24 protein-coding genes and 1 pseudogene are annotated in these 25,784 nt (G+C 68.3%); 7 read left to right on the forward strand and 18 right to left on the reverse strand.

The window, feature by feature from the left end:
* Both DIE12_RS24895 and DIE12_RS24900 read right to left on the reverse strand, forming a co-directional pair.
* Window positions 1-263, reverse strand: a pseudogene (locus DIE12_RS24895) (hypothetical protein); the annotation flags it as partial.
* Between the two features lie 343 nt (window positions 264-606).
* Complete coding sequence (locus DIE12_RS24900; protein WP_124522326.1) at window positions 607-1,326, reverse strand: response regulator transcription factor; 720 nt, start codon at window positions 1,324-1,326, stop codon at window positions 607-609.
* A 375-nt stretch (window positions 1,327-1,701) separates the two neighbouring features.
* On the opposite strand from DIE12_RS24900, the gene DIE12_RS24905 reads away from it, so the two are divergent.
* Entirely contained in the window at window positions 1,702-2,193 is a 492-nt protein-coding gene (locus DIE12_RS24905; protein WP_044846642.1) for a hypothetical protein, read from the forward strand.
* 58 nt (window positions 2,194-2,251) lie between these two features.
* Here DIE12_RS24905 and DIE12_RS24910 read toward each other — a convergent pair whose 3' ends face one another.
* The 8 genes from DIE12_RS24910 to DIE12_RS24950 form a co-directional block, all read right to left on the reverse strand.
* Entirely contained in the window at window positions 2,252-3,673 is a 1,422-nt protein-coding gene (locus DIE12_RS24910; protein WP_124522328.1) for a sigma-54 dependent transcriptional regulator, read from the reverse strand.
* A 112-nt stretch (window positions 3,674-3,785) separates the two neighbouring features.
* On the reverse strand, window positions 3,786-4,370 hold the full coding sequence (locus DIE12_RS24915) for a hypothetical protein (RefSeq protein ID WP_124522330.1): 585 nt from the start codon (window positions 4,368-4,370) through the stop codon (window positions 3,786-3,788).
* A gap of 155 nt (window positions 4,371-4,525) precedes the next feature.
* Window positions 4,526-6,079 (reverse strand): chemotaxis protein CheA, encoded by a 1,554-nt coding sequence (locus DIE12_RS24920; protein ID WP_124522332.1) that lies wholly within the window; start codon window positions 6,077-6,079, stop codon window positions 4,526-4,528.
* Between the two features lie 44 nt (window positions 6,080-6,123).
* The gene (locus DIE12_RS24925) at window positions 6,124-6,396 is read right to left on the reverse strand and encodes a hypothetical protein (RefSeq protein ID WP_124522334.1); all 273 of its coding nucleotides are present in this window, start codon (window positions 6,394-6,396) and stop codon (window positions 6,124-6,126) included.
* Between the two features lie 72 nt (window positions 6,397-6,468).
* Window positions 6,469-7,059, reverse strand: a complete 591-nt coding sequence (locus tag DIE12_RS24930; protein ID WP_124485385.1) for a hypothetical protein — start codon at window positions 7,057-7,059, stop codon at window positions 6,469-6,471.
* 111 nt (window positions 7,060-7,170) lie between these two features.
* Window positions 7,171-7,494 carry a hypothetical protein gene (locus tag DIE12_RS24935; protein ID WP_124485384.1) on the reverse strand — a complete coding sequence of 108 codons (324 nt, stop codon included), beginning with the start codon at window positions 7,492-7,494 and terminating at the stop codon, window positions 7,171-7,173.
* A gap of 1,125 nt (window positions 7,495-8,619) precedes the next feature.
* Entirely contained in the window at window positions 8,620-9,315 is a 696-nt protein-coding gene (locus DIE12_RS24945) for a hypothetical protein (protein ID WP_124522337.1), read from the reverse strand.
* A 91-nt stretch (window positions 9,316-9,406) separates the two neighbouring features.
* On the reverse strand, window positions 9,407-10,333 hold the full coding sequence (locus DIE12_RS24950) for an AraC family transcriptional regulator (protein ID WP_044846637.1): 927 nt from the start codon (window positions 10,331-10,333) through the stop codon (window positions 9,407-9,409).
* Between the two features lie 180 nt (window positions 10,334-10,513).
* Here DIE12_RS24950 and DIE12_RS24955 point away from each other — a divergent pair, with 180 nt between their 5' ends.
* From DIE12_RS24955 to DIE12_RS24980, 6 genes are all read left to right on the forward strand, one after another.
* Entirely contained in the window at window positions 10,514-10,975 is a 462-nt protein-coding gene (locus tag DIE12_RS24955; RefSeq protein WP_044846636.1) for a (2Fe-2S)-binding protein, read from the forward strand.
* Between the two features lie 2 nt (window positions 10,976-10,977).
* Window positions 10,978-13,188 (forward strand): xanthine dehydrogenase family protein molybdopterin-binding subunit, encoded by a 2,211-nt coding sequence (locus DIE12_RS24960; protein ID WP_124522339.1) that lies wholly within the window; start codon window positions 10,978-10,980, stop codon window positions 13,186-13,188.
* 472 nt (window positions 13,189-13,660) lie between these two features.
* Window positions 13,661-14,059 (forward strand): winged helix-turn-helix domain-containing protein, encoded by a 399-nt coding sequence (locus DIE12_RS24965; RefSeq protein WP_044846633.1) that lies wholly within the window; start codon window positions 13,661-13,663, stop codon window positions 14,057-14,059.
* Window positions 14,060-14,490: 431 nt separating this feature from the next.
* Window positions 14,491-15,657: a type III secretion system cytoplasmic ring protein SctQ gene (sctQ, locus tag DIE12_RS24970; protein ID WP_124522341.1), complete on the forward strand. Its 1,167-nt coding sequence runs from the start codon at window positions 14,491-14,493 to the stop codon at window positions 15,655-15,657.
* A gap of 3 nt (window positions 15,658-15,660) precedes the next feature.
* Window positions 15,661-16,335 (forward strand): type III secretion system export apparatus subunit SctR, encoded by a 675-nt coding sequence (gene sctR / locus DIE12_RS24975; RefSeq protein WP_124485378.1) that lies wholly within the window; start codon window positions 15,661-15,663, stop codon window positions 16,333-16,335.
* Window positions 16,332-17,150, forward strand: coding sequence for a lytic transglycosylase domain-containing protein (locus DIE12_RS24980; protein WP_124485377.1), 819 nt, complete (start codon window positions 16,332-16,334; stop codon window positions 17,148-17,150). Before sctR ends, DIE12_RS24980 begins: the two co-directional genes overlap by 4 nt.
* Window positions 17,151-17,329: 179 nt before the next feature.
* Here DIE12_RS24980 and asnB read toward each other — a convergent pair whose 3' ends face one another.
* From asnB to sctJ, 8 genes are all read right to left on the reverse strand, one after another.
* A complete protein-coding gene (gene asnB, locus DIE12_RS24985) occupies window positions 17,330-19,297 on the reverse strand; it encodes an asparagine synthase (glutamine-hydrolyzing) (RefSeq protein ID WP_124522343.1) in 1,968 nt (655 codons plus the stop codon).
* A gap of 255 nt (window positions 19,298-19,552) precedes the next feature.
* A complete protein-coding gene (locus DIE12_RS24990) occupies window positions 19,553-20,584 on the reverse strand; it encodes an EscU/YscU/HrcU family type III secretion system export apparatus switch protein (protein WP_124522345.1) in 1,032 nt (343 codons plus the stop codon).
* A gap of 24 nt (window positions 20,585-20,608) precedes the next feature.
* Window positions 20,609-21,418 carry a type III secretion system export apparatus subunit SctT gene (gene sctT, locus DIE12_RS24995; protein ID WP_124522347.1) on the reverse strand — a complete coding sequence of 270 codons (810 nt, stop codon included), beginning with the start codon at window positions 21,416-21,418 and terminating at the stop codon, window positions 20,609-20,611.
* The gene (locus DIE12_RS25000; RefSeq protein WP_124522349.1) at window positions 21,412-22,143 is read right to left on the reverse strand and encodes a hypothetical protein; all 732 of its coding nucleotides are present in this window, start codon (window positions 22,141-22,143) and stop codon (window positions 21,412-21,414) included. Before DIE12_RS25000 ends, sctT begins: the two co-directional genes overlap by 7 nt.
* A complete protein-coding gene (gene sctN, locus DIE12_RS25005) occupies window positions 22,136-23,521 on the reverse strand; it encodes a type III secretion system ATPase SctN (RefSeq protein ID WP_124522351.1) in 1,386 nt (461 codons plus the stop codon). Before sctN ends, DIE12_RS25000 begins: the two co-directional genes overlap by 8 nt.
* Window positions 23,518-24,147, reverse strand: coding sequence for a type III secretion system stator protein SctL (gene sctL, locus DIE12_RS25010; RefSeq protein WP_124522353.1), 630 nt, complete (start codon window positions 24,145-24,147; stop codon window positions 23,518-23,520). Before sctL ends, sctN begins: the two co-directional genes overlap by 4 nt.
* Window positions 24,129-24,869, reverse strand: coding sequence for a SctK family type III secretion system sorting platform protein (locus DIE12_RS25015; protein WP_124485370.1), 741 nt, complete (start codon window positions 24,867-24,869; stop codon window positions 24,129-24,131). Before DIE12_RS25015 ends, sctL begins: the two co-directional genes overlap by 19 nt.
* A complete protein-coding gene (sctJ, locus tag DIE12_RS25020) occupies window positions 24,866-25,753 on the reverse strand; it encodes a type III secretion system inner membrane ring lipoprotein SctJ (RefSeq protein ID WP_044847610.1) in 888 nt (295 codons plus the stop codon). Before sctJ ends, DIE12_RS25015 begins: the two co-directional genes overlap by 4 nt.
* Window positions 25,754-25,784 lie beyond the last annotated feature (31 nt).

The following is a 25,784-nucleotide window of genomic DNA, read 5'->3' on the forward strand; positions in this document are numbered from 1 at the left end:
CACAGCCCTTCCTCCGACGCCTCGAACCATTCGCCTTCGGAATTCACCCCATGCACGAAGATCACGATACCGGGCAATGGCATCTGCTTGAGACAGATGAGCGGCGTGTTCTTCGCAAACATCGTCACGCCTTCGACGCGGCCGACGACGATCGGCGGCGGTTCGGGTCGCGGCGCCGGCCCGTCTCGGGCTATGGATTCAGGGCAGCTCTCCGCCGTTCGAGCGGCCGCTACTGGACGAGCATCTGGAAATGAATCACTCATCTGCATTCCTTCTTATATCTTGACCATTCTTCTTGATGAACCTCGTCGCCAGTCTCCCGAACCGGTCTGCGTCGGCCGCCGATCGCTTTCATTTACGCGCAACCCCATGCCGCACATAGCGCCGGAGCGGTATCGGCGCGCGCTTCCTTTCGCCCCGACCGACGATCGTGGAAGGCATGCAAGTCGGCGCCCCGTCAATTCCCTGCATCGGTCCTTCGCAGACGTCAGCAAGACGAAGCGCCGACGCGCTGGCCAATCACGCGTCGCACCTGTCCAATATGAAGGACGACCAAACGCTTATTCCAGTCGACGCGGCCCTAAGAAAGATTCCGGAATGTCACTGCTACCGAGATAGCGCTCGTGATTCCTGTTCTCGGCTCCCCGCCTGCTCCGCGCCGTCCAGGCAGCCCGCAACCTTGCCGCCGTCGAGCCCCAGCGCGGCCGCTCGCTGAACCAGCTCGATGTCGTTGCTCGCGCCGAGTTTCTTCATCGCGCTGATCTTCTGCGCGCTGACCGTTTGCTTGCCCTTGTTCAGCCGCTGCGCGATCGCCTTGATCGGCATGCCGGCCAGATAAAGGCGAATCACCTCGATCTCGCGCGTCGAAAGCTTCACCGGCGGCGCCTCGTGTCCGGCCAACGCATCGAGCGCGCGGCGCACAAGCGGCGACAGATAGTGACCGCCGCTATAGCTCGAGTGAATCGCGGTGACGATATGGCCCACCTCGTCGAACTTGCTCACGAGGCTCGCGCCGACTTGCGAGAGAATCGAACGGAAGATCACCGGGTTCTCGTTCCCGACCAACGCAACGATCCCGACGTTCGGACGCATGCGCCGCAGCCACTCGCACAGTGCGAAGCCGTTCATCTGCGCATCGCCGCGGACCGAATAATCGACCAGCGCGATGTCGCAATCGAGCGTGTCGAGGGTCGCGACGAGTTCGTCCGGCGTCCGGCAGACACCGACGAGATCGATTGCGCACACGTCGCCGGCAATGTGCTCCATGCCGGCGAGCGTCAACGGCCAGTCGTATGCAAAGATGGTGCGAATATTGAATTTCCCCATGCGCGGTTCCAGAAGGTTCACCGGGCGCGCGGCGCGGAATGCGCGTACGACCGGCGTGGCGTTGAATTTACGAGCGAGATATTTTTATCCCGATCGTTATTCTATGAGGCGACGCTTGGACGGGATATCGGACGGTGAATAGAGCGGCCCGCGGGAACGTAGTACAAGTTTGATTTTTGGCGCCGGCCCGACCGTTTGGCTGGCATCGCCCTCGTCCTGACAGCCAACGTGACGGGTCGCACGGGCCGCACCGACGGCCCGCGGGGTAAAATTGCGGCCTTTGCATGCCATTCCGGGCGACCGGCCAGGGCAGCGCGCCGTTGCCGGCCGCGCGCCCCGCCCGTTCGCCGGCGGCCCGTACTCCCCGCTTCCTCCATGACCGAATCCGATCTGCAATCCGACGACACCACCATCCACGAAGACGGCCTCTGGCGCGACAACGGCTGGACGGCCCGCATCATCAAGAACGAAGACGACGACGGCTGGGCCGTCGAGATGATCAAGGACGGCGAAGCCGAGCCCGCGCTCGTCGGCCCGTGGACCATGGGTCGCGACAAGAAGAACCCGAAGCCGATGGATGCGAACGCGTTCCGCACGCTGGTGAAGACCGCGACCGAGGTGCTGATGCGTCACGAGCAGCAGCGCCGCGCGATGCTGCACAAGGAAGTGACGGTGCAGGACGGCGACGGGCAGGATGTGTCGGTCACGCTCGACATCGTGCCGGACGAATTCGAGCCGTATGCGCAACTGAAGGCGTTCGACCCGTACGGCGAACTGCTGGCCGATGCGAAGGTGTCCGCCGGGTTCAAGCTCAACAAGGCCAGCGCCGCACGCTGGGTCGAATCGGGCTTCGAACGGCCGGCCTGACGCCGCGGGCCGCGGGCCGCGCGACGTCGGGCCGCGTGCCGCGCGGCCGCAACCGGCGTCAGCCGTGCAGGCCGAGCGCGGTCATCAGCCGGTACAGCGTCGCGCGCGAGATGCCGAGTTCCGCCGCGACGTCGGCATGCTGATGCCGATGCCGCAACAGCGTTTCCTCGATCGTGCGCCGCTCGGCCTGACGGCGCGATTCCGCGAGTGTCGGCGGCCGGTGCGACGTGTACTGGTTCAGTTCGAGATCGGCGGCCGAGATCAGCGGGCCGTTCGTCATCACGACCGCGAAACGGATCCGGTTGATCAGCTCGCGCACGTTGCCGGGCCACGCATAGTTGTGGATCGCCTCGATCGCGCACGGCATGAAGCCGCGAATCCGGTGCGAACTTTCGCCGCGATAGCGCCGCAACACATGATCGGCGAGCAGCATGATGTCGCGGCCGCGCGCGCGCAGCGGCGGCTCGTCGATGCGCAGTACGCACAGCCGGTAGTACAGGTCCGGGCGGAACCGCCCCGCCTGCATCGCGGACTCCAGATCGACGTGAGTCGCGGACACGATCCGCACGTCGACCGGAATCGACGCGCGCCCACCGAGCCGCTCGATCTTGCCCTCCTGCAGGAACCGCAGCAGGCTCGCCTGGCTCTCGAACGGCATGTCGCCGATTTCGTCGAGAAACAGCGTGCCGCCGTGCGCGGCCTCGATGCGGCCGATATTGCGCTGATGCGCGCCGGTGAAGGCGCCCCGCTCATGACCGAACAGTTCGGCCTGCAGCAGCGTCGACGGAATCGCCGCGCAATTCACGGCGACGAACGGCGCGTCGGCGCGCGACGAATGCTGGTGGATCGCCGATGCGGTCAACTCCTTGCCGGTGCCGGATTCGCCGGCGATGAACACGGTGGCTTCGGTGTTCGCGACCTTGCGGATCGTCGCGAACAGGCGGCGCATCGCGGCGCACGCGCCGATCATCACGCCGTCGGGCGGCGCGGCATCGACGGCCGGATCGCTTTCCGCCAGTTTCAGCATCCCGTACGCATGGCCGACGAGATATCCGATCGTCGTGTAGGCCGTCGCATTGCGCACGTAGTCGAAGCAGCACTGGCGAATCAGGCGCGCGATGGTGCCATCGCGCAGCCGCTCGCCGTCGGCGAGCGCGACCCAGCCGATCCGCGGATCGCGCAGCAGCGCCTCGAACGACGCGACGTCGGGCGACGCGAATCCGCCGAAATCGACGATGCCCGCATGCAGGCGGTTCGCCTTCACGAGATTGAATGCGTCCGCAACGGATTTAGCGCGCCACACCTCCCAGCCGCGCGACGCGAGACAGTCGACGAGCCCCGCATCGGGACGCTGCGACAGATAGACGAGCGGGCGCGACAGCACGGTTAGGTGACGCCGGGCCGCAACGAACGGCGGTGCGTATGCGGCCCGTTCGTCCTCGTGCGGGCCTGACAGTCTGATCTGGCAGCAATGGTTCATGATGGCCTCGCCGCATAGGGTTGTCTGACGGAGCGGGCGGCGCGAAGCGGTACGCGGCGAGCCTCCCTGCTCGCACGCGGCGCTACCGGCATGTCCGCTCCGGAAAGTTTCGTCATCGGCAGAACACGACACGCTGCGTGTAGATCTGCGGTTCGACGACGGGCCGCGCGGCCTGGTTGAGTTCCTCGCGATACGTGCGGTAGGTCTTGCCGTTCACCGTCACTTGCGTCGCGGGCGCCGTCTCGATCGTGTTCAATCCTTTGCGCCGCCAGTCGCTGACCCGCGCCGACGCGGACAGGTTCGACTCGCCGGCGATCTTCTGCGTGATCGCACTGCTGTCGCTCCACGGCTGTGTCTGCATGTCCTGCGCGTGCTGCATCGCGCCGACCGTCTTGCCGGTCGCGGTCGGCCCGTTCTGCGCTTCGAACGGCGCGCCGCGGCCGTACACCGGCGATTGCCACGACGGGGCGTGTCCCTCCTCCGGCATCATGTAGACCATCTGCGGATCGCCGACCATCATCATCGGCACGCATGCCGTGTTGTCCGCGCGGCCGAGCGTCGTCAGCGCCTGCTGGACGCTCGCGGCGTTCGCGAGGGTCTGCTCGCTCAGGATGACAAAGACCGCGGGGTTCTGGAAAACCGACTGTGCGGCGGCTTGTGTGTCGACCAGCAGCAGCGCGACCCAAAAGATCCTCATGATTGAGGCCTCCTCGTACCCTCGTCAGGCAAAAAGAGGTGTTGACCTCGGGGAGGGATCAACACCCGTCCAACTTGCACCGTGCGTCGCACAGCGGATCCCGGCGTTCCCGTGCGGCCCGGCTTGCCGGTCGCGCGGAAGCGTCGCCCGCGTGCTTACGACGATGTGCTCGTCGAGATGACGGTCGGAGCCGGCATCGCCGGCGCGGCCGGGGCGACCTGCTGGTCGGCCGCGGCCGGGGCTGGATCCGGCGCGGCCGGCATGTCGGCGGACGGCGCGGGCGCGGCGGCGGATTCGACCAAGCCGGTCGCCTTTGCGTCGACGGCTGGCGTGTCGGCAGCGGCTGCCGCCGTGGCGCGCGACGCGGCCTCCGGTGCGGGCGCTTCGGCTGCCGCCTGCGTTGCCGGCTCGGCAGCCTTCGCATCGACCGCGGGCTCGGGCGCTGCAGCGTAGGCCGGGGCCGGTGCGGCTTGCGCGGTGTCCGGCACCTTCGCGTCGACGGCAAGCGCTGCCGGGGCTTGCGCTGCGGTGTCGGTTGCAATCGGTGCCGGTTCCGGTGCCTTGTCGGCGACCGTCGACGCGGGTTCCGGCGCCATGTCAGCGGCCGCCAGCGCGGGTACCGGCGCCTTGTCCGCAACCGCTGGCGCAGATTCCGGCGCCTTGTCCGCGAAGCCCCCCGCGGCAACGATGGCGGCACCCGGCACCGCGCTCATCGCAGCCGGTGCAACGGCAGGCGCAGCACTCACCGCCGGTGCTGCCGCGGCAACCGGTGCGGTGACGACGGCAGGCACGACGGCAGCCGCTGATGCCTTCACGGCGGCCGCCTGCGTCCCGGCAGGCACCGCGCTGACGGCCGGCGCGACCATCGACGGCGCGGGCACCGGAACCGGAATCGGCGCCGCCTGGACCGCGGTCGTCGCCACCGGGCGCGTCAGCACGGGCGCGGCGGCATCGAGCGGCGGCAGGCCCATGCGGTTTCGCACGAGCGGATCGCGATACTTCACGTCGTCGGCAACGGTCGCTTCGGCGGACGGCGCCACATTCGAGCGCGCGAGCGGCGTGGTCGTCCCCGGGCACAGATGCCCGGTCGCTTCCACCGCGCGCCGGTTCGCATCGCTCTGGCAGAGCAGCGCGAGCGCGACGTCGGTCAACCCCATCGCGCGGAATTCCCGCGCATCGAGACGACGCACGCACGCCTGGTCGACCAGGGTCGTGCCGCCCGTCGCGCCGAAGCCCGGGAACGACACGCCGACGCTCACCGAGCCCATGCAGGTATCGGACAGCGTGGTCGTGAGGCCGGGCGCCTGGATCGACGGGTTCGTCTTGATCGTCTGGGTGCCCGAATAGTTGACGTTTTCCGACGCCTGGGTGTTGTAGGGGTTGGTGCCGGGTGAGCCGGCCGACTGGAGCGAACTCACGCTCTGCGGCGTCACGTTCGAGCCGCCGCTCGTGCTGGATGGCATCGTAACGTTCACGTTCACGCTCGAATTGCCGCTGCCGCGCACGCCGCTCGTGCTGGCACTGCTGGCGTTGCCGCCGCGCGAACTGGTGACGTTCGTGTTCATGCTCGAGCCGCCGCCCTGGCTGATCGCCGTCGACGACGTCGAGGACTGCGAACTTGAAGTCGAGTCGGCAGTCTGCGCCTGGGCACCGATCGCGGCCATCGCGAACATTGCGGCACATGCCGCCCTGATCTTGTTGCTGTTCATTTCACTCTCCGGACGAGGTTTGACCTCCGACCCAGGCAACCGCACTAATTCCCCCGAATGCCTTCAGCTTTGCCCGCTTCCCCGAACTGCTTCCAGCCGCTACCCAGCTGGGACCACGAACCGCCCGACATTCCCGGCCACGCCAGGGAATCCGGTGCGCCGATGGCACTGCCCGACGAAAGCGTGTGTTGTTCTGACGGATTGGTTGCAGGGTTCGACGTCTGCAAATTTGATTGCACGTCCTCGGCAGCGCGGTCAGCGCAATATGCCGTCAGAGACGCGAGCATCAGAGCGGCGGCAATCAGGTTCTGCTTCATGCCAACTCCTTACTTGAACAACAGTGCGGAAAAGAGACCAGCGTCGCTGGGAAACTGGTCCCCCGCACCCGACTAGTGACTGCTCCCGGTCGCGCTCGAACTCCCCTGGCTTCCGCCCGATGCAGACGGCGAACCGGCCGGACCGGTACTCCACACGGTCGACGCGTTGTAGTGATTCGAACCCGCGATCGCGCCCGACCCACCGCTGCCCGTCAACCCGGCAGCACCCGCGTTGGCGATACCCTGGTCGTTCCCGCCGCTGGCCGTGTAGTGGTTCGCGCCGAGGACGATCGTGGCGGTCACCCCTCCCGACAGCGCATTCGCGTTCTCGTTCGTGCTGCTGTTTCCACCGTACGAACCTGCGGCACCGATACCGCCGCCTGCCGCGAACGCGCCCCCGTTCGAGCCCCAGCCGCTGGCCGTCGAAGTCGAGTTGTGGAAGGCCGATGCCGTGCCGGTGGAACCAGCGGGTGTCACGGTACTTCCTGCGCTTGCGCCCGCGACCGAATTCGAATTGCTCGTATAGCTGCCTGAGCCGACCAGCACCGAACCGGACACACCCGCTGCAACGGATTGCGTCTGGTTGGTCGTGGACGGACCGGCGGCCAATACGGCCGACGAAAGGACGGTGAGCGCTGTCGCTAAAATGACTTTGGCTTTCATAGCAATTCCTTGCCGTGAGAAAGTTTGGTGGCGAGGTCGCCGGGCTCGCCCTCGCGAAACGAAACCCGGCGTCCGTGCCACCAGCCAATGACGAACGCTGCGCGCCGCGGCTCAGTGGTGATACGTCCAGCCGATCGAGCCGGCATTCGCACCGCTGTTGCCGCCCGCTTGCGCGCCGCCGAAGCCGAAGCCGCCCACCGTCGACGTTTGGACGTGGCTCGTGTACGAGATCGAACCGCTGCTGCCGCCGCCAGCCGTGGCACCTGCTGCGCCGAGTGCGGCACCCGAATCGGTCGCGGTGAAATGGCCGAATCCGGCAACCCCGGCAATCGTCGAGCCGCCGCTCGACGAATTGCTGGTCGATACCGTGCCGCTGCCGGCGAATGCTGCACCCGAAACCGCCAGAACTGCGACTGCAATCAGAAGCTTCTTCATGGTCGACTCCATAACGGCGTGGACGGAACAAGCGAGGAAAGCTGCACGCCTTCAACTTTCCAGCCCTGAGCAATCCCCATAACATAAGGATCACTATCTAATTACAAAGAATTTATTCATCTCGAATCCGATGGCCGCGCAATTTTTCGGCGATCCGAATCCTGGTTTCGTATTTTTTTAGTTTTCCGAAATTTTTATATTTATTCTCGATATGAGTTATCGATCATTTATCAATCGGAAAACGAATCGACGCACGCACCCGGAAACAGGCATTCGCCATTCGGGATCAGTCGTTTTCGAAATTTGCTTACACGGCATACCGGCACATGGCATCCGCTTCAGCGATCGAAAATGCGTGAGTACAGTTATCTACCGTGAATGCAGTGCCATCGAAAACATGCGCGTTATCGCGGCGATAACGGGCCTGCATTACAGTCAGGCGGCATCGCTTCTCCCTGGGCTACCGATCAAAGATCTTCCGGGCAATCCGGCCGACGGGTATGCGAGCTAGTCCAGCCACCGCCGGCATCGGCCCGGCGCAGCGGATACGGGTCGGCACGAGCGGAAACGATTCGGCGTCGAGCTGTCCGGCACGGACAGCATGGCCCATCCGGACGAGCTGAATGAAGGGGAGCACGGCTGTCGGCCGGTTGTCGTGAGAAACGACAGGCGGTCCAGCACGCGCAACGCGCGGATACCGGGAAACCGGCAACGAACCCGCGAAGCTGGCACTGCATCGCGAGTCCTGTTCCGAGCTGTCCGACTACCCCACGGGTGCGCAAGGAATGCGCGCATCAAGTTGTTGCTTCTGGTCTTCATCGCTATTTCCCCGACTGCTTATTGACGAACGGGCCGCCCCCCCATCTTTGTTGCATCAGGTCGACCGCTCGCCGGTGCGTCCAATATCGCAAACGGCATGCCATGCGTGATTCCACCGATGGTTGCGCGTCGCGTATCGTTCGCGGCGCCCGCAATATCGCCGGGAATCGAATTTTTTGTTTCAGGAATGTATCGCGATAGCGCTCGGCAGCACGCGCCGATCATCGAATGGCGCGAAGCAATGCCGGAAAAGGCGGACGAACGCGGCCCGCGGAGCCTCGCGCAAGGGGGTGTCGAACGGATGTTTCATACTTGAGAACTGCACCGTCGCATATCCCGGCCGATGTACATTTCGGCCCCGGCAAACCGCCTGCCGCAGCCCGTTCGGCAGCCTTCCCGTACGCGAAAAAATCGTGAATCGAAACGCGCGACAACCGGTTCTGCGGGACCCGCGCGGCCGACATCGCTATCGTTCCGGACGTGCGCACCCGCCGCCGCGAAACGCAATTGATTCATCCGTGAAAATACCGACGATATCGAGCATCGGCCGGCGATGCGAACGCGCGGCAAAAACCGGTAAATACGACGCAAGCCGACATGGCTTTCACGCCGCATATCGGAAAAAACGACGGCAGGTGCGCCATGCGGCCTTGAACACACTTTATCGATTTTTACTGTTTTCCTTCGATTCACCGACATCCAGTACCGGCAACCATCGTGCTCCAACGGATGGGATGAGAACACGCGCTGCGCGCGAGAAACATTTTCGAATCGAGTTCGACTGCTAATCTCATCGCGCGAAACATGGTCGTGAAACGCGCGATCCATGCAGAATGTGCGGGGCGGAGCGGCGTCATTGCGCGTTTCGGCCCGTCGGTTCGCATCCTGCCGGCATTTTCCGTATCGGTTCGCCCGTTCCCGGGATGCATGCTTGAAACAGAAGTTCGTGCGCGGCGCGGCGGCACGCTCCGCTGTCCCGTTGCGCCTGCGTGCGGCGGCCATGGCACATCGATTGCGTGTCATCCCGTTCCGGCGAGCCGCGCATCGCGCGACGAAGCCAGGCCGGATGCGGTCGACACGACCGGCACTGCCGTCAGGTGCCGAGCAATTCCTTCTTGCGCAGATGCACGACATCGCGCATCGGCGGCGCGCCGAACAGCCGGCTGTATTCGCGGCTGAACTGCGACGCGCTTTCATAGCCGACGGTCGCCGCCACCGACCCGACGTCGCCGCCCTGCCGCAACAGCAAACGCCGCGCCTCGTGCAGCCGCAGCTGCTTCTGGTACTGCAGCGGACTCAGCGTGGTCACGTGCTTGAAGTGATGGTGCAGCGACGACACGCTCATGTTGACCGCCTGTGCGAGCGTGTCGACGCGCATCGGCTCCGCGTAGTGATCGCGGATCCATTCGATCGCACGCGCGATCCGGTGCGTCTGGCTGCTCGCGACGGCCATGTGCCGCAGCCGCGTGCCCTGCCCGCTCGTCATCAGCCGGTACAGCAGTTCCTTTTCGATCAGCGGCGCGATCACCGGAATGTCGGCCGGCGTATCGAGCAGCCGCAACAGCCGCAGCGCGGCATCGAGCAGCGGCGGCGTCAACTCGGCGAGCGCGATGCCCTCGCCTTCCGGGCCCGCATCGGGCTCGGGCAGCCGCATCTCGGCCGCGAGTTCGACGATGCGCTGCAGATCGAGCGTGAGCGACAGGCACAGGTAAGGCGCGTCGGGCGACGCCTGCGTGACGCGCGAGAGGATCGGCAAGTCGATCGACGTAATCAGGCAATTGCGCGTGTCGTATTCGTAGGCCTGGCCGGCCACGATCACGCGCTTCGCGCCCTGCGCGGCGATCACGAGCGCGGCACGCGACACGCCGCAGCCGAGATCGACCGGATGCGCATGCCGATGCAGCATCAGCGCCGGCACGGCCGTGGAGTGGGAGCCGTCCGTCGGCGCGAAACGGCCGATCAGCGACGCCAGTTCGCGCCGCCCGGATTCGCGCGACGCCGCGATATCGGTCATGTCCATGACGGATTCCTCGCCTCATTTCCCTGAATCGCGGGAGCATAGCGAATCGCTCGCCGCCGCGCCGGGGATTTGCAGGATTGTTCAATAAATTTGCAGGATTGGGTAGACGTAAAAATCGGCCGTTCGCGCACACTGCCACCTGATCCGGCGCATGCCGGGTTTTCCCCACGGAGACAAAAAATGCCCACCACGTTTGTCCTGAACGGCAAGAGTGTCACGCTCGACGCCGATCCGTCGATGCCCGTCCTCTGGGCAATCCGCGAGCACGCGGGGCTGACCGGCACGAAGTTCGGCTGCGGCATGGCGCAGTGCGGCGCGTGCACCGTCCATCTCGAAGGCCAGGCCGTGCGCTCGTGCGTGCTGCCGCTCGCCGGCATCGCGGGCAAGCACATCACGACGATCGAAGGCCTCGAGAGCAAACCCGCGCAGGCCGTGCAGGCCGCCTGGGTGAAGCTGCAGGTGCCGCAGTGCGGCTATTGCCAGTCCGGCCAGATCATGTCGGCAACCGCCCTGCTCGAACAGAACCCGAAGCCGACCGACGCGGACATCGACGCCGCGATGAACGGCAACATCTGCCGCTGTGCGACCTACGCCCGGATCCGGGCCGCGATCCACGACGCGGCCGCGACGCTGGGAGCCTGACCATGACGATCGAACTCGACAACGCCGGCTCGGTGCGACCGTCGCGCCGCACGTTCCTGAAGGCCGCGGGTGCCGCGGCCGCCGTCAGCCTGACGATCGGCTTCGAATGGGCCGGCCTCGGCCGCCGCGCGCTCGCCGCGACGGCGGCCGCCGCCGACTTCGCGCCGAATGCATTCCTGCGCATCACGCCCGACGGCAAGGTCACGGTCATCGCAAAACATGTCGAAATGGGCCAGGGCGCGTACACGGGCATCGCGACGATCGTCGCCGAGGAACTCGACGCGGACTGGTCGAGCGTGCGCGTCGAAAGCGCACCGGCCGATGCGAAGCGCTATGCGAACCTCGCGTTCGGCACGATGCAGGGCACGGGCGGCAGCTCGGCCATGTCGAACTCGTGGCAGCAATTGCGCGAAGCGGGCGGCAAGGCCCGCGCGATGCTCGTGTCGGCCGCGGCGGCGCGCTGGAAGGTGCCGGCCGGCGAACTGACCACCGCCAACGGCGTCGTCACGCATGCGAAGAGCGGCAAGACGGCCGCCTACGGCACGCTCGTCGCCGACGCGTCGAAACTGCCGGTGCCCGACAAGGTCACGCTGAAGCAGCCGGCCGACTTCAAGCTGATCGGCCATCGCATTGCGCGCGTCGACGGGTCGGCCAAGTCGAACGGCACCGCGCATTTCACGCTCGACACGACCTTCCCCGGCATGCGCGTCGCGCTGCTGCAGCGCCCGCCGCGCTTCGGCGCGACGGTCAAGTCGTTCGACGCGACGGCCGCGAAGGCCGTGCCGGGCGTGGTGTCGGTCGTGCAGGTGCCGGGCGGCGTCGCGGTCGTCGCGAACGGTTTCTGGGCCGCGAAGCAGGGCCGCGACGCGCTGAAGGTCGACTGGGACGAAACCAACGCCGAAAAGCGCAGCTCGGACCAGCTCATGCGCGAGTACCGGCAGCTCGCCGCGCAGCCCGGCGCGTCGGCCCGCAAGGACGGCGATGCCGACGCGGCGATCGCGGGCGCCGCGCGCAAGGTCAGCGCGACCTACGAATTTCCGTATCTCGCGCACGCGCCGATGGAGCCGCTCGACGCGGTCGTCAAGCTGAGCGCCAACAGCTGCGAGATCTGGGCCGGCGACCAGTTCCAGACGGTCGACCAGGGCAACGCCGCCAGGGTCGCGGGCCTGAAGCCCGAGCAGGTGCAGATCCACACGCTGTACGCGGGCGGCAGCTTCGGCCGGCGCGCGAACGCGTGGTCGGACTACGTGGTCGAGGCCGTGTCGATCGCGAAGGCGCTCGGCGCGGACGGCAAGCCGGTCAAGCTGCAGTGGACGCGCGAGGACGACATCCAGGGCGGCTTCTATCGCCCGATGTACTTCCACAAGCTCGACGCGGGGCTGACCGCGGACGGCCGGCTGGTCGGCTGGCGCCACCGGATCGTCGGCCAGTCGATCCTCGCCGGCACGCCGTTCGAGGCGTTCATGGTCAAGGACGGAATCGACGCGACGTCGGTCGAGGGTGCGGCGAACCTGCCGTACGCAGTGCCGAACGTGTCGGTCGAACTGACCACCACCAAGGTCGGCCTGCCCGTGCTGTGGTGGCGCGTGGTCGGCAGCTCGCACACGGCCTACGCGGTCGAGGCGTTCATCGACGAAGCCGCGCACGCGGCGGGCAAGGATCCGTACCTGTTCCGCCGCGACCTGCTCGCGAAGGAGCCGCGGATGCGCGCGGTGCTCGAGCTGGCCGCGCAGAAGGCCGGCTGGGATCCGGCGAAACCGCTGCCGAAGGGCCGCGGGCGCGGGATCGCGGTGGCCGAGGCGTTCAAGAGCTACGTCGCGCAGGTCGCGGAAGTGTCGGTCGACGCCGACGGCAAGGTGAAGGTCGAGCGCGTGGTGTGCGCGGTTGACTGCGGAATCGCGATCAATCCCGACATCGTCGCCGCGCAGATGGAAGGCGGCATCGGCTTCGGGCTCGGCGCGGCGCTGCACAGCGCAATCACGCTGAAGGACGGCCATGTCGAGCAGCGCAACTTCGACGGCTATCACGTGCTGCGGATGGCCGAGATGCCGAAGGTCGAGGTGCATATCGTGCCGTCGGGCGAGGCGCCGACGGGCGTCGGTGAGCCGGGTGTCGCTCCGGTCGGGCCGGCGGTCGCCAACGCGATCTTCGCGGCGACCGGCAAGCGGCATTACGTGCTGCCGTTCGATTCGGGCGATACGGCGAAGGCTTGACGAGCGGAACGAAGAGACGCCGGGCCGGCCGCGTGACGGGAACGTTGCGCGGCCGGTTTTTTATTGCCGAGCCTGCGGCTTCCAATGTAGGGTTCCAAGTCGGCAAAAATCTTCTGCAAACCATTAATTCACTTATAAAAACGGCTAACCCGGATAGGGTTCGATGTAGGGTTCGTCATCCGCCCGAAACCCCGTTCGCGCTGGGCGAACCGCGCGTTCCGCACGTTACGCCGCCCGTAACGTCCGTAACGCCCGTAACGTTCCCGCCGGATGCTACGTAACAATCCTTCAATGTTGCTCCGACCCTTCCGAAGCACACCACACGCCCCACGTTAAAAATTCTTTTAGATTCAAGGCTGGCGCACCGCCCACCCCGCCCCGACCACCCGTCGATTCCTGTCAGCCCGTCCCTGGCCCGGAAGTTGCGGTACATGACCCGCAAACACTCCTTTACGGACATGCGAGGGCCAACATGGATTGCAAATACCTGTACATCGACAACATAAAAATCAACTTCGTGCGCCGCACGATCGAAATCGACAACAAAGTCGTCGACGTCACGCCGCGTGAATTCGATGTCGTCGAATTCCTGCTCGACAACATGAACAAGATCGTGCCGCGGCAAGCGATCCAGGAAGCGGTCTGGGGCCGCGAGCTCGGCGTGTCGTCGCGCACGCTCGACACCCATATCTCGCGCATCCGTTCGAAGCTGCAGCTCGATCACGACAAGAACCTGCGGATCATCCCGATCTATGCGGTCGGCTATCGGCTGGTGCTGTTCGGCGCGGCCATGACGCACGTCGAACGCCACGATGTGGCGCCGATCCTGCGCGCCGCACCCCAGCAGGCGCTGGCCGCCGACTACGCGTAACGCGTAGCGGCTCACCCGCGCGCCGCCGCAGCGCGGCGCGCCGACAAGGCTCCTCCACGGCGCTGCACGCGCGACCCGGAGCGTCTCGTGGCCGGGCACGCCTTCCCCGCCGCGACACGACCGCCGCCATCGGGCGGCGGCCGCGTTTGCGGCAGTCGCATGCAAGCGCGCGTGCCGTCGATTAGCGGCTGCGCTATCGCACGCCACGCCGCCGCGACACCGCGCCGACCCACCACCGCCCCGCCACGCCCCCCGACAAAAGGCTTCGTAGCTCGCCGCCACCCGCGCGGCCCCGCGCTGGACACGACTACGGATTCCGGCGCGGCACGCGGCCGGCGGCGTCCCTACAATCGACGCAGCAGCCGCGCGCCCCCTGCGCCGCCGGCCACAACAACCCGTCGAACCAACGCCGAATCCGCCCTGATCCCGCCGTGCCTGCGCTGTCCCTGACGAATGCCGACGCCGGCGACGCCGCGAATCGGGCTCCGCCCGCCGCCGCCACCCCGGCCGCCATCCCGCCCCCGCCGGCCGCGGTCGCGCTCGACGCGTCGCCCTGGCTGCCGCGCCTGTCCGCCGCCGCCGCGCGCGGGCTGTCGCATGCGTACGGCGCGACGGCCGCGGTCCCGGTCACGCTCGGCGAACACGCGTACGAGGTGCGCTGGCGCGCCGATGCCGAACCGGCCGCCGACGCGCATGCCTACCGCTTCGTCATCGGCCCGGCCGCCGGCACGCTGTGGATCGATCCGGTCGCGGAAAGCGCATGGCTCGGCGACGCGGCCGACCCGGCCGTGCCGGCCGTGATCCGCGCGGCGCTGCTCGCCGACCTTGCCGCGCCGCTCTCGGCCGTGTTGCAGGCCGCGACGCGGCAGCGCGTGGAATTGCTGCCGCCGCCGGCGAGCGTGCCCGCGTGGCGCACCGCGCCGGCCGCGCTGCGCTTCGAGCTGCGTCGCGCCGACGGCGCCTGGCGCTGCCACGGCGCGCTGCTGTTCGATGCGCCGGACGCGCTCGCGGTGTTCTTCGCGACACCGACGCCGGCGGCCGCGCGGCCCGACACCCGCGCCGCGTATGCGGGCCTGCCGGTGCCGCTGGTATTCGAGATCGGCCGGACCGAGCTGACGATGGCCGAACTGGCCGACGTCGTCGGTGGCGACATCATCGCGATCGAACGCTGGCGCGCGCACGAGCAGAACCTGCTGTGCGTCGCGCGGGTGCCGGCCGCGCCGGCGTGGGAGATCACCGGACGGCCGTCGGGCAACCGGCTGACCGTCGAACGAATCAGGGAGATGCCATTGGAACCGACCCGCACCGAAACCCCGCCCACGAGCGCGCACGATGCGCCGCCCGACGATGCGCCGCGCTCGCTCGACGGCCTCGCGGTCGACCTGCGTTTCGAATTGCCGCCCACGTCGATCCCGCTCGGCGAACTCGGCGCACTGCAGCCGGGCGCGGTGATCGAGCTGCAGCAAGGCATCAACCAGAGCGTGATCCATCTCGTCGCGAACGGGATGCTGATCGGCACCGGCCACCTGATCGCGGTCGGCCAGAAGCTCGGCGTGCGCGTCGTCACGCTGACGCAGCCCGCGCCGCGCGAGCGCTGAACGATGGGCAGCCTGCCGAATCCGGTCGCGCTGATCGCGGTGATCGCCGCGCTCGGCATCGCGCCGTTCGCCGCGCTGATGGTGACGAGCTATACGAAGCTCGTGGTCGTGCTTGGCCTGCTGCGCTCCGCGCTCGGAATCCAGCAGGTGCCGCCGAACCTCGTGCTGAACGGCATCGCGCTGATCCTGTCGCTGTTCATCATGGCGCCGGTCGGGATGTCGATCCGCGACGCGCTGCAGGCACGCCACTTCGACGCGTCGGGGCAGCTGTCGACCGCCGATATCGGCGCGCTCGCCGATGCCGCGCTGCCGCCGGTCAAGGATTTCCTGGTGTCGCACACGCGGCAGCGCGATCGCGAATTCTTCGTGCGCACGGCAACCTCGGTCTGGCCGAAGAACCGCGCGGACGGCATCAAGGACGACGACCTGCTCGTGCTGGTGCCGAGCTTCACGCTCGCCGAGCTGACCAAGGCATTCCAGATCGGCTTCGTGATCTACATCGTGTTCATCGTCGTCGACCTGCTGGTCGCAAACATCCTGCTCGCGCTCGGGATGCAGATGATCTCGCCGACGACGATCTCGGTGCCGTTCAAGCTGCTGCTGTTCGTCGCGCTCGACGGCTGGTCGCTGCTCGTGCACGGGCTCGTGCTGTCGTACCGCGTATCGGGGGCGGGATGAACGCGCGCGCGTTGCGCAGCGTCGTGCCGAACCTGCGCGCAGTGATCGCGCCGGCCGTGCTGATCGCGCTGGCGTTGACGCTCGCCGGCGCGGGCCTGCAGCCGCGCAGCGCGCACGCGGCCGGCAGCGCCGCCGGCTTCGCGCAGCTCGCGCGCGCGTGCGCGCCGAACGTCGATCCCGACACGCTCGCCGCGCTGGTGCGCACCGAATCCGGTTTCAACCCGTATGCGATCGGCGTGGTCGGCGGCCACCTGACGCGCCAGCCCGCGTCGCTCGACGAAGCGCGCGCGACCACGAGCGAGCTGGCCGCGCGCGGCTTCAGCTACAGTGTCGGCCTAGCTCAGGTGAACGAACGAAACTTCGCGAAATACGGCCTCGACGACACGACGATGTTCGAACCGTGCCGCAACCTGCGGGCGGGCGGCGCGATCCTGACCGAATGCTTCGCGCGCTCGTCGAATACCGGCCGTCCCGCGCAGGCCGCGTTGCGCGCGGCGCTGTCGTGCTACTACAGCGGCAACTTCACGACCGGGTTCTCGAGCGGCTACGTGAGCCGCGTCGTCGCGAGCGCGCGGCGCAATGCGCGCGAAGGCGGCGTCGAGCCGATTCCGGTGGTGAGCGATACGCCGCCGCCCGCGCGACAACGGCGCATGGACGCGGCCGCGACCACGCCGCCCGAACGCGCGCGCAGGCTCGCGTCGCCCGCGGCCTCCGCCGACGCGCCGTCGTGCCATGCGCGCCCGGTCGTGATGATGTGCCGCGGCTTGCCGGCGAGCCAGGCGAAGCGGCTGTGCGTGCGCTGTCTCGATCAGTGAGCGTCGACGCGACGCCGGCATGACGTGCATCGGATGACGCGGCGTGCCGCGTCGCCCTGCTTCATGCGGCGCGCTGTGCCTCCAGCCGTGCCCGGAACTTCCGAACCGCGCCGCGTCATCCCGCTTCATGCAGCGCGCTGTGCCTCCAAGCGTGCGCGAAACTTCGGCACCGCCCCGCTTCACGCAGCGCGCTGCGCCTCCAGCCACGCCTGGAACATCAGCACCGTCCACAGCTGATGCTGCCAGTTCATCCGGCCCGACTGGTGCTGGCGCCACAGCCGGTCGACCGCCGCCGCGTCGAAGAAGCCCTCGTCACGCAGCCGCGACGGCTGCAGCAACGCGTCGGCCCAGTCGCGCAGCGCGCCGCGCAGCCAGTGATCGACGGGCGCGCAGAAGCCCTGCTTCGGCCGGTCGATCAGCGCCGACGGCACGTACCGGTCCAGCAGCCGGCGCAGCAGCGCCTTCGACTGCCCTTCCGGCAAACGCACCGACGCGGGCACGCGCCATGCGAATTCGACGACGTGATGATCGAGGAACGGCATGCGCGTCTCGAGGCTCACCGCCATCGCCGCGCGGTCGACCTTCGCGAGGATGTCGGTCGGCAGGTACGTGAGCGTGTCGATCGCCATCGCCTGCTCGGCGAAGCTCAGGTTCGCGGGCCATGCGGACACCGTATCGAGCGGGGTCGGCGGTTCCTTTCCGGCCAGCGCGATGCGCTCCGGATGATGCACCGACGACATCAGCAGCCGGTACAGCGCGATGCGGCTCTCGGCCGTCATCACGTGGCCGAGCTTGTGCAGCCGGTCGCCGATGCGGGTCGCCGAGTCGCGTGCTTCCACGCCGCTCCATGCGCCCTGCGCGACCGCCGCGAGCTGGTCCGCATGATCGGGACGCAGCGCATGCAGCGCGGCGGCGATCCGCGCGCGCACCGCCGCCGGCACGCGATGCAGCTTGCGCCACAGGCGCGGCGTCAGGAAGTAGCGCGTATAGCCGCCGAACAGCTCGTCGCCGCCGTCGCCGGACAGGCTCACCTTCACGTGCCGGCGCGTCAGCTCCGACACGAGGAAGGTCGGAATCTGCGACGCATCGGAGAACGGCTCGTCATAGATCGTCGGCAGTTTCGGCACGACGCCGAGCGCATGGTCGGCCGTCACGTAGAGCTCGGTATGCCGCGTGCCGAGGTGGCGCGCGACCGCCTTCGCATAGCCGGCCTCGTCGTAGCCGGCCTCGTGAAAGCCGATCGTGAACGTGTCGACCGGCTTCGCCGACTGCGCCTGCATCAGCGCGACGATCGCCGACGAATCGATGCCGCCCGACAGGAACGCGCCGAGCGGTACGTCGGCTTCCATCTGCCGCGCGACGGCCTGGCGCAGGATCGTGTCGAGCTGATCGACGGCCTCGTCGGCGCTGCCCTCGAATGGCCGCTCGCGGCCGGCTTCGATCGCCTGCTCGAGCGTCCAGTACGCGCGCAGGCGCGGCGTGTCGCGCGCATGCTCGAACTGGATGAAGGTGCCCGGCGGCAGCTTGCTGATGCCGCGATAGATCGTATGCGGCGCGGGCACGCTCGACTGGCGCAGGTACAGGCACAGCGCGTCGCGATCGATCGTGCCGTCGAAGCCCGGGTAGCCGCGCAGCGCCTTCAGCTCCGACGCGAACACCAGTGCGTCGCCGATCCGACCGTAGTAGAGCGGCTTCTCGCCGATCCGGTCGCGCGCGAGCGTCAGCACCCGCGACGCACGATTCCACAGCGCGAACGCGAACATGCCGGTCGTGCGCCGCAGCGCCGCCTCGACGCCCCACGCGGCGATCGCCGCGATCAGCACCTCGCTGTCGGAGTGGCCGCGCCACGCCGGTGCGCGACCCGCGCGCCCGAGCTCCGCGCGCAACTCGCGATGGTTATAGATTTCGCCGTTGAAGACCATGACGTAGCGGCCGCACGCGGATGCCATCGGCTGCCGGCCGTGGACCGACAGATCGACGATCGCAAGCCGCCGGTGGCCGAGCGCGATACCGGCTTCCGGGTCGACCCAGAGGCCCTGCCCGTCGGGGCCGCGATGCGCGAGGCTCGCCGTCATTCGCGCGAGCGTGCCGCGCGCTGTCTCCTCATCGAAGGCGACGCTATTCAGAAAGCCGTCGATTCCGCACATTGATTTGTCTGCCTCTGTTGACCTGTTCCGTCAGCGGCGGCGCAACCTCGCAGCCCGCCGTCCGGCTGACGGTCGAGCCATATTACGAAGAAATAAATCAGCAATAATTCATGGGTGAATCTCGGACGACCCCGGAAAAAAACCGGCGTCAAGCACTGCGTGCGACCGGCCCGGTGAAGCGGAAACAGGGCCCCATCACGACGCATCGCTGAACCGCGCGCCTTTCGATGTTCCGGCCCCGACAGTTCGAGCACGTCAGGCCGCGCCGGTCGCCCACTTCAGCAACTGCGCGACTTCGCGGAAATGCCGTTGCTGGATCGTGCCCTTTTCTGGCGTGCTCTCGTACAGCGCCTGCGCGAGGCCGGCGTTCGCAAGCGTCGGACGCAGCGCGTCGCGCGCGAGCCGTACGATCCGTTCGGCCGCCTCGCCCTCGCCGCGCGCGAGCACCCATGGCAGTGTGCCGACGCCGCCGTAATAGAGCGCGACCGCGACGCTCGACGAATAGACGACCACCGACGCGAAGCCGATCCGGTCGGGCAGCGACGAGAACTGCGCTTCGCGCGCGAGCTGCCGGCGCTTCGCCTCGATGTGCGGGTCGCCTTCGTCTTCCTTGTGCTCGCGCCGCACTTCCTCGATCGACATCTTCATCTTCTGATTGAACTCGCGCCGCTGATGCACGATGTCGATCAGCGCCATCACGATATAGATCAGCGCGGCCCAGCCGAACAGCAGCATCAGCAGCTTCACGATCAGCGCGAGAATCGACATCGGCCGCGTGAAGCCGGACTGCACCGCCGGGTCGAGCGACTCGACGATCAGCCAGCCGAGCGTCGCGACCAGCAGCACGGTCTTCAGCAGCATCTTCGCGAGGTTCACGAGGTTGCGCATCGACACCATGTTCTTCAGCCCCTCGGCGGGATTGAGCCGCGACAGCTGCGGCACGAGCCGGCTCCACGCCATCACGCCGCCCACCTGCACGAAGCCGGCCAGCAGGCCGGCCAGCAGCCCGGCCGCGACGATCTGCGCGGACAGCAGCGCCCAGTCGCGCGCGGCGCCGTCGATCAGCACCGCGAGCCGCGCGAAAGGATCGCTGGCGCCCGCCGCATCGAACACGAGCCGGAACAGCGCCTGCAGCCGCGCGAACAACGTGCCGAGCCCGACCGCGAGCGCGACGCACACGCCGACGAAGAACGCGGACGAGATCGTCTCCGCGCTCTTCGGCACATCGCCTTTCTGGCGCGCCTCGCGCAGGCGCTTCGCGGTCGGCTGCTGGTTCTTTTCGGCCATCGTCGCTCCGGTCCGGCGGGGCCGTCACGCGCCGCCGTGCGCGGCGAACAGCGCGCGCAGCAGCGCCATCAGCCCGCTGTCGGGGCTCAGCAGCGCGCGCAGCGACGCGTATACCACCGGCAGGAACAGCACCATCATCAGCACCGCGAGCGCGCTCTTCAGCGGCTGCGCGAACACGAAGACGTTCAGCTGCGGCACCGCGCGCCCGACGAGGCCGATGCCGAGCTCGACCAGCACCAGCACGATGATCACCGGCGCGGCGAGCTTCACCATCCATTCGAAGATCGTGTCGGTCTGCCGCACGACGAAGGTCTGCAGCATCGACGAGAAGTCGGGGCCGAGCGAGCCGATCGGCCACCACGCGTACGACTGCGCGAACAGTTGCACGAGCACCTGCAGGCCGCCCGCGGTGACGAACAGCGCGATCGCGACGAAATTCAGGAACCCCGACGTCGGTCCGCCCTCGTGCCCGCCCATCGGATCGAAGAACGCGGCGCTGCCGCTGCCGGTCTGGAAATCGATCAGGTAGCCGACGCCCTGGATCGCGAACAGCACCGCGCTGAACGCACCCGCGAGCAGCATGCCGATCACCGCCTCCTTCGCGACGAGCAGGCACCACATCAGGAACGGCAGCGCGGCGACCTGTGCCGGGTCGATCACCGGCGCGACGAACGCGGCGATCACGACCGCGATGCCGTTGCGCACGAGGCCCGTGACGATCTGCTCGTTGAACACCGGCACGACGAACATGATCGGCAGCAGGCGCGGCATCACGTAGAGCAGCGGACGCAGCGTGCCGGCGATGTCGTTGAAGTTCGCGGCGTGGTCTAGCATCGGCGCTCCGCGGCGGCGGGCGGCGCCGGATCGTCGATGGTGGCGGCCGGGACAGTTGCGCCGCCCGGATCGGCGTTGCCGGCCGCTGCGCGCGTGTTTGCCGTGTTTGCCGTGTTTGCCGTGTCCGTCGCGTCCATCGCGTCTACCCCCGCCGGTCGCGACACCATTTCCGCATCGAACGCGGCGGCCATGTCAGGCTGCCCCGATGCATGCCCCTGCGCGTCGCCCGCCCACACGCCGGCCGTCGCGAAGCGCCGCACCGCATGCGCATCCGCGACTTCATCGGCGTCGCGCTCGACCCGCGCCGCGCGCGCCTGCAGGGCCTTCTCGCCGGCCTTGTCCAGCTTGTCCTCAGCGGCCTTCGCCTTGCGCGCGGCGCGCTGCAGGTCGGCGAGCGTGGCCTCGTGACCGCGGTGCAGGTGCGCGGCCTCGCTGACCGACGCGTGCGCGACACCGATATGGCGGTCGAACGTGCGCGTATCGGCCGCCGCGTTCTGCAACGCGCGCGCCTCGCGCACGTCATCGGCGAGGCGCGTCTGGATCGCGGCCTTCGCCGCGACCTGCTGCGCAAGCTGCGCGTGCGCGGCGTCGAGCGCGCGCCGGCTCTGCGCAGCGATGCCCTGCTGGCGCGCGGCCGCCACGCGCGCGATCTGGCTGCGCATCTCGCGCACGCGCTTCAGGCGGGCGAGCGTCGCGAGCACGAGACGGTCGTCGGCTTCAGACATGGTCGTTCGCGAGTTTCGTCAGCTTCGCGAGCAGCGCGTCGAAACGCACGTCCTCGTGCGACGCCTGCGCGCAGAACGCACCGATCGCATCGCGCGCACGCAGCGCGAGATCGCCGAGCCGGTCGCTGCCTTCGCGGTACTCGCCGATCTGCACGAGCAGCTCGATTTCCTGGTACTTCGCGATCAGCTCGCGCACGCGCGCGGCCGCTTGCTGATGCGCGCGGCTCGCGACGAGCGGCATCACGCGCGACAGGCTCGCGAGCACGTCGATCGCCGGATAGCGGTTCGCGAGCGCGATCTTGCGCGACAGCACGATGTGACCGTCGAGGATCGAGCGCACTTCCTCGGCGATCGGATCGGATTCCTCATCGCCTTCAACGAGCACCGTATACAGCGCGGTGATCGAGCCGGTCGCGCCCTGCCCCGCGCGTTCGAGCAGGCGCGGCAGCACGGCGAACGTCGACGGCGGGAAGCTGCGCCGCGTCGGCGGCTCGCCGCTCGCGAGGCCGACCTCGCGCTGCGCGCGAGCGAAACGCGTCAGCGAATCGACCAGCAGCAGCACGCGCTTGCCCGCATCGCGGAAGTGCTCGGCGATCGCGGTCGCGACCAGCGCGGATTTCACGCGCTCCATCGCCGGACGATCGGACGTCGACACGACGACGATCGAGCGCGCGCGCACCTCGGGCGACAGGCTGTGCTCGATGAACTCGCGCACTTCGCGGCCGCGTTCGCCGACCAGCGCGATCACGTTCACGTCGGCCTGCGCGCCGCGCGCGATCATCCCGAGCAGCGTGCTCTTGCCGACGCCGGACGGCGCGAAGATGCCGACGCGCTGGCCGATGCCGAGCGTCATCAGGCCGTCGATCACGCGCACGCCGGTCGGAAACGGCGTGTCGATCAGCTTGCGCGCGAGCGGGTTCGGCGGGTCCTGCTGCGTCGACACCCACGCGGCGCCCGTCACCGGCCCGCGATCGTCGAGCGGCCGGCCGAGCCCGTCGAGCACGCGGCCGAACAGCGCTTCGCCGACCGGAAACACATGCTCGCGCCCGGACGGCACGACGCTCGTCTCCGGCGACAGCCCGGCCACGTCGCCGAGCGGCGTAAGCAGCGTGGTCTGCCGCGAGAAGCCGACCACTTCGGCGAGCAGCGTCGGCTGGTTCGGCGTGCGCAGCTCGCAGATCTCGCCGAGCCGCGCGCGAATGCCCGTCGCATTGAGGATCTGCCCGACCGCGTGATTGACGCGGCCCTGCACCGACACCGGCGAGAAGAACGCGAGCCCCGCGTCGAGATCGCCGACGAGGCGGCCGCGATCGAACGACGCGGCATCGTCGTCGCTCTCGAGGCCGTTCGGTTGCGGATCGTCGAGCGGCGCGTTCATCGCGGCGAGCCCTTCAGCGCGTCGCGGCGGATCGCCTGGCGCAGCGCGTCGATCTGCAGGTCGAGGCTCGCATCGATGCGCCCGGACGGCGTCTCGACCGTGCATGCGTGGCGTTCGAGCTGCGCATCCTCGACGATGCGGATCCGTTGCCGGTTCGACTGGCCGGCGAACGCGCGCTCGAGCGCGTCGCGCATCTCGTCCTCGCGGCCCGGCGCGACCCGCACGATCAGGAACGCCTCGTCGCGCACGAGCGGCGCGATCCGCGCGAGCGCGGCCTCGTACAGCTTCTGCGTGGCCATCTCGCCGACGATCGCGCGCACGGCCTTCACGACGATGTCGGCCATCGAATCCTTCATCGACTCCATCGTGCGCGCGGCGGCCAGCGCCTGCGTATAGGCCTGCGCCGCATGCTCGCGCTGCGCGCGGCGCATCCCTTCGTCGTAGCCGGCCGCCTGGCGCCGGTCGAATTCGCGCTGCGCATCGGCGACGATGCGCGCGGCCTCGTCGCGCGCGGTCGCGATCACCGCGGACGCGTCGAGCAGCGCCGCGTATTCGCGCTCCTTGAGCACCTTGCGCTCCGACAGCAGCTGCAGGTTGTCGCTCGTGATCAGAAAAGCCAGTCCCATGACGCAAGCCTCTCGGGAATCAGAAACAGGAACAGCAATTCGCCGAACTGGTCGCGCTGCGCGCGGTTCAGCCAGTACGGCGCTTCGTCGTCGATCGCGCGGTTGAATTTCAGGCGCGCGCGCCGCGCGACCGCATCGCCCGCCACGCCGATGAAATCCGCGAGCAGCCGCCCGCCGCGCGCACGGATCACCACCGGCAGCGCGGCCGGATCGGCGCGCCACGGCTCGAGCGTGTCCGAGAGCGCACCGAATTCCGGCGCGCGCTCGAGCGCGAGCTCCAATGCATCGCCGCCGAGCTTCGCCGCGACTTCCGCGCGAATGCGGCGCACGGCCAGCGCATCGCGCAGCCAGCCGCGATGCAGCAGCAAGCCCGCATACGATGCGAGCTGTTCGAGCGCCGCGCCGGGCAGCAGCGCAAGCCGCGCGCACGGATTCGCGAGGTCGAAGTCGTGATGTTCGGCCACGCCGTTCGCATCGAGCAGATGGCGCGCAAGCAGCTTGCGACCGGCCGGGCCGAACGCGTCGGGCGAGCGGTAACGCGCGGGCCAGTCGGCCGGCACGCGCGTCACGTGCAGATAACGGTCGGGCCGCAGGTTGAATTCGCAGACGAGCGCATGAAACGCCGCGCGCCGCGCAGCGGGCGGCGCCGCGAGAGATTGCAGCCACGGCAGCGACACGGCATCGGGCGCAACGCCCGGCGGCAGCACATGCGGCTCGTTCATGCGCCGTCGCGCGCGCCGTCCGGCGTGCGCAGGCTGCCGCCCGACTGCGCGGACGCGCCGCCTGCACCGTTGCCGCCGCGCGGTGCGCCGCCGACCAGCCCGGCCAGCCGCGCGCCGAACATCCCGCGCCGCGCGGCCGACAGCGCGATCACCGCGCAGGTCAGCAGGATCAGCGCGAACACCAGCCAGCCGAGCGGCGAGCGCAGCCGCAGGATGTCCGACACCGCGCTGCCGATCCCGTCCACGCGCGCCGTGCGCGCGGCGGCCGGCTGCAGGAACAGCGACACGTTGTCGTACTGCAGCCCTTCGATGCTGTGCGCGACGAGATCCTTCACCATCGGCGCCATCGCGCGCAGGTCCACGCCGGGCCGGTAGCGGATGTACACGGCCGCCGACGACGGCTTGATCTTGTCCGCAAGCGGATCGTTCTCCGGAATCACGACCTGCACGCGCGCGACTACCACGCCCTCGATGTCCTGCAGCGTGCGCGACAGGTCCTGCGACACGCCATACAGGTAGCGCACGCGCTCCTCGGCCGGCGTCGACACGAGCCCCTGCTTCTGGAACAGCTCGCCGAGGCTCGCGTAGCTCGGCTTCGGCAGCCCGTTCGCCTGCAGCACGGTGAGCGCCGACTGCATGTCGCCGTCCGCGACGCTCACCTGCCATGCGTTGCGATCCGACGTGTCGCGCGCGTCGTTGTCCTTCGCCGCGCTGATCCCTGCGTCGCCGAGCACGGCAACCATCTGGTTCGCATCGCGCTCCGACAGGCCGGAGTAAAGCTCCTTCTGGCAGCCCGCCAGCAGCGCGAGCAGTCCCGCGAGCAGCGCACGCGCCGCCCGGCTGCGCCACGCATGCAGGCGCGGCGTCGAATCGATCGTCGTCATCGTTTGTCCGCTTCAGGGCGCGCGGCCGGTT

The sequence above is a fragment of the Burkholderia sp. Bp9015 genome, assembly GCF_003853505.1.
Taxonomy (GTDB): domain Bacteria; phylum Pseudomonadota; class Gammaproteobacteria; order Burkholderiales; family Burkholderiaceae; genus Burkholderia.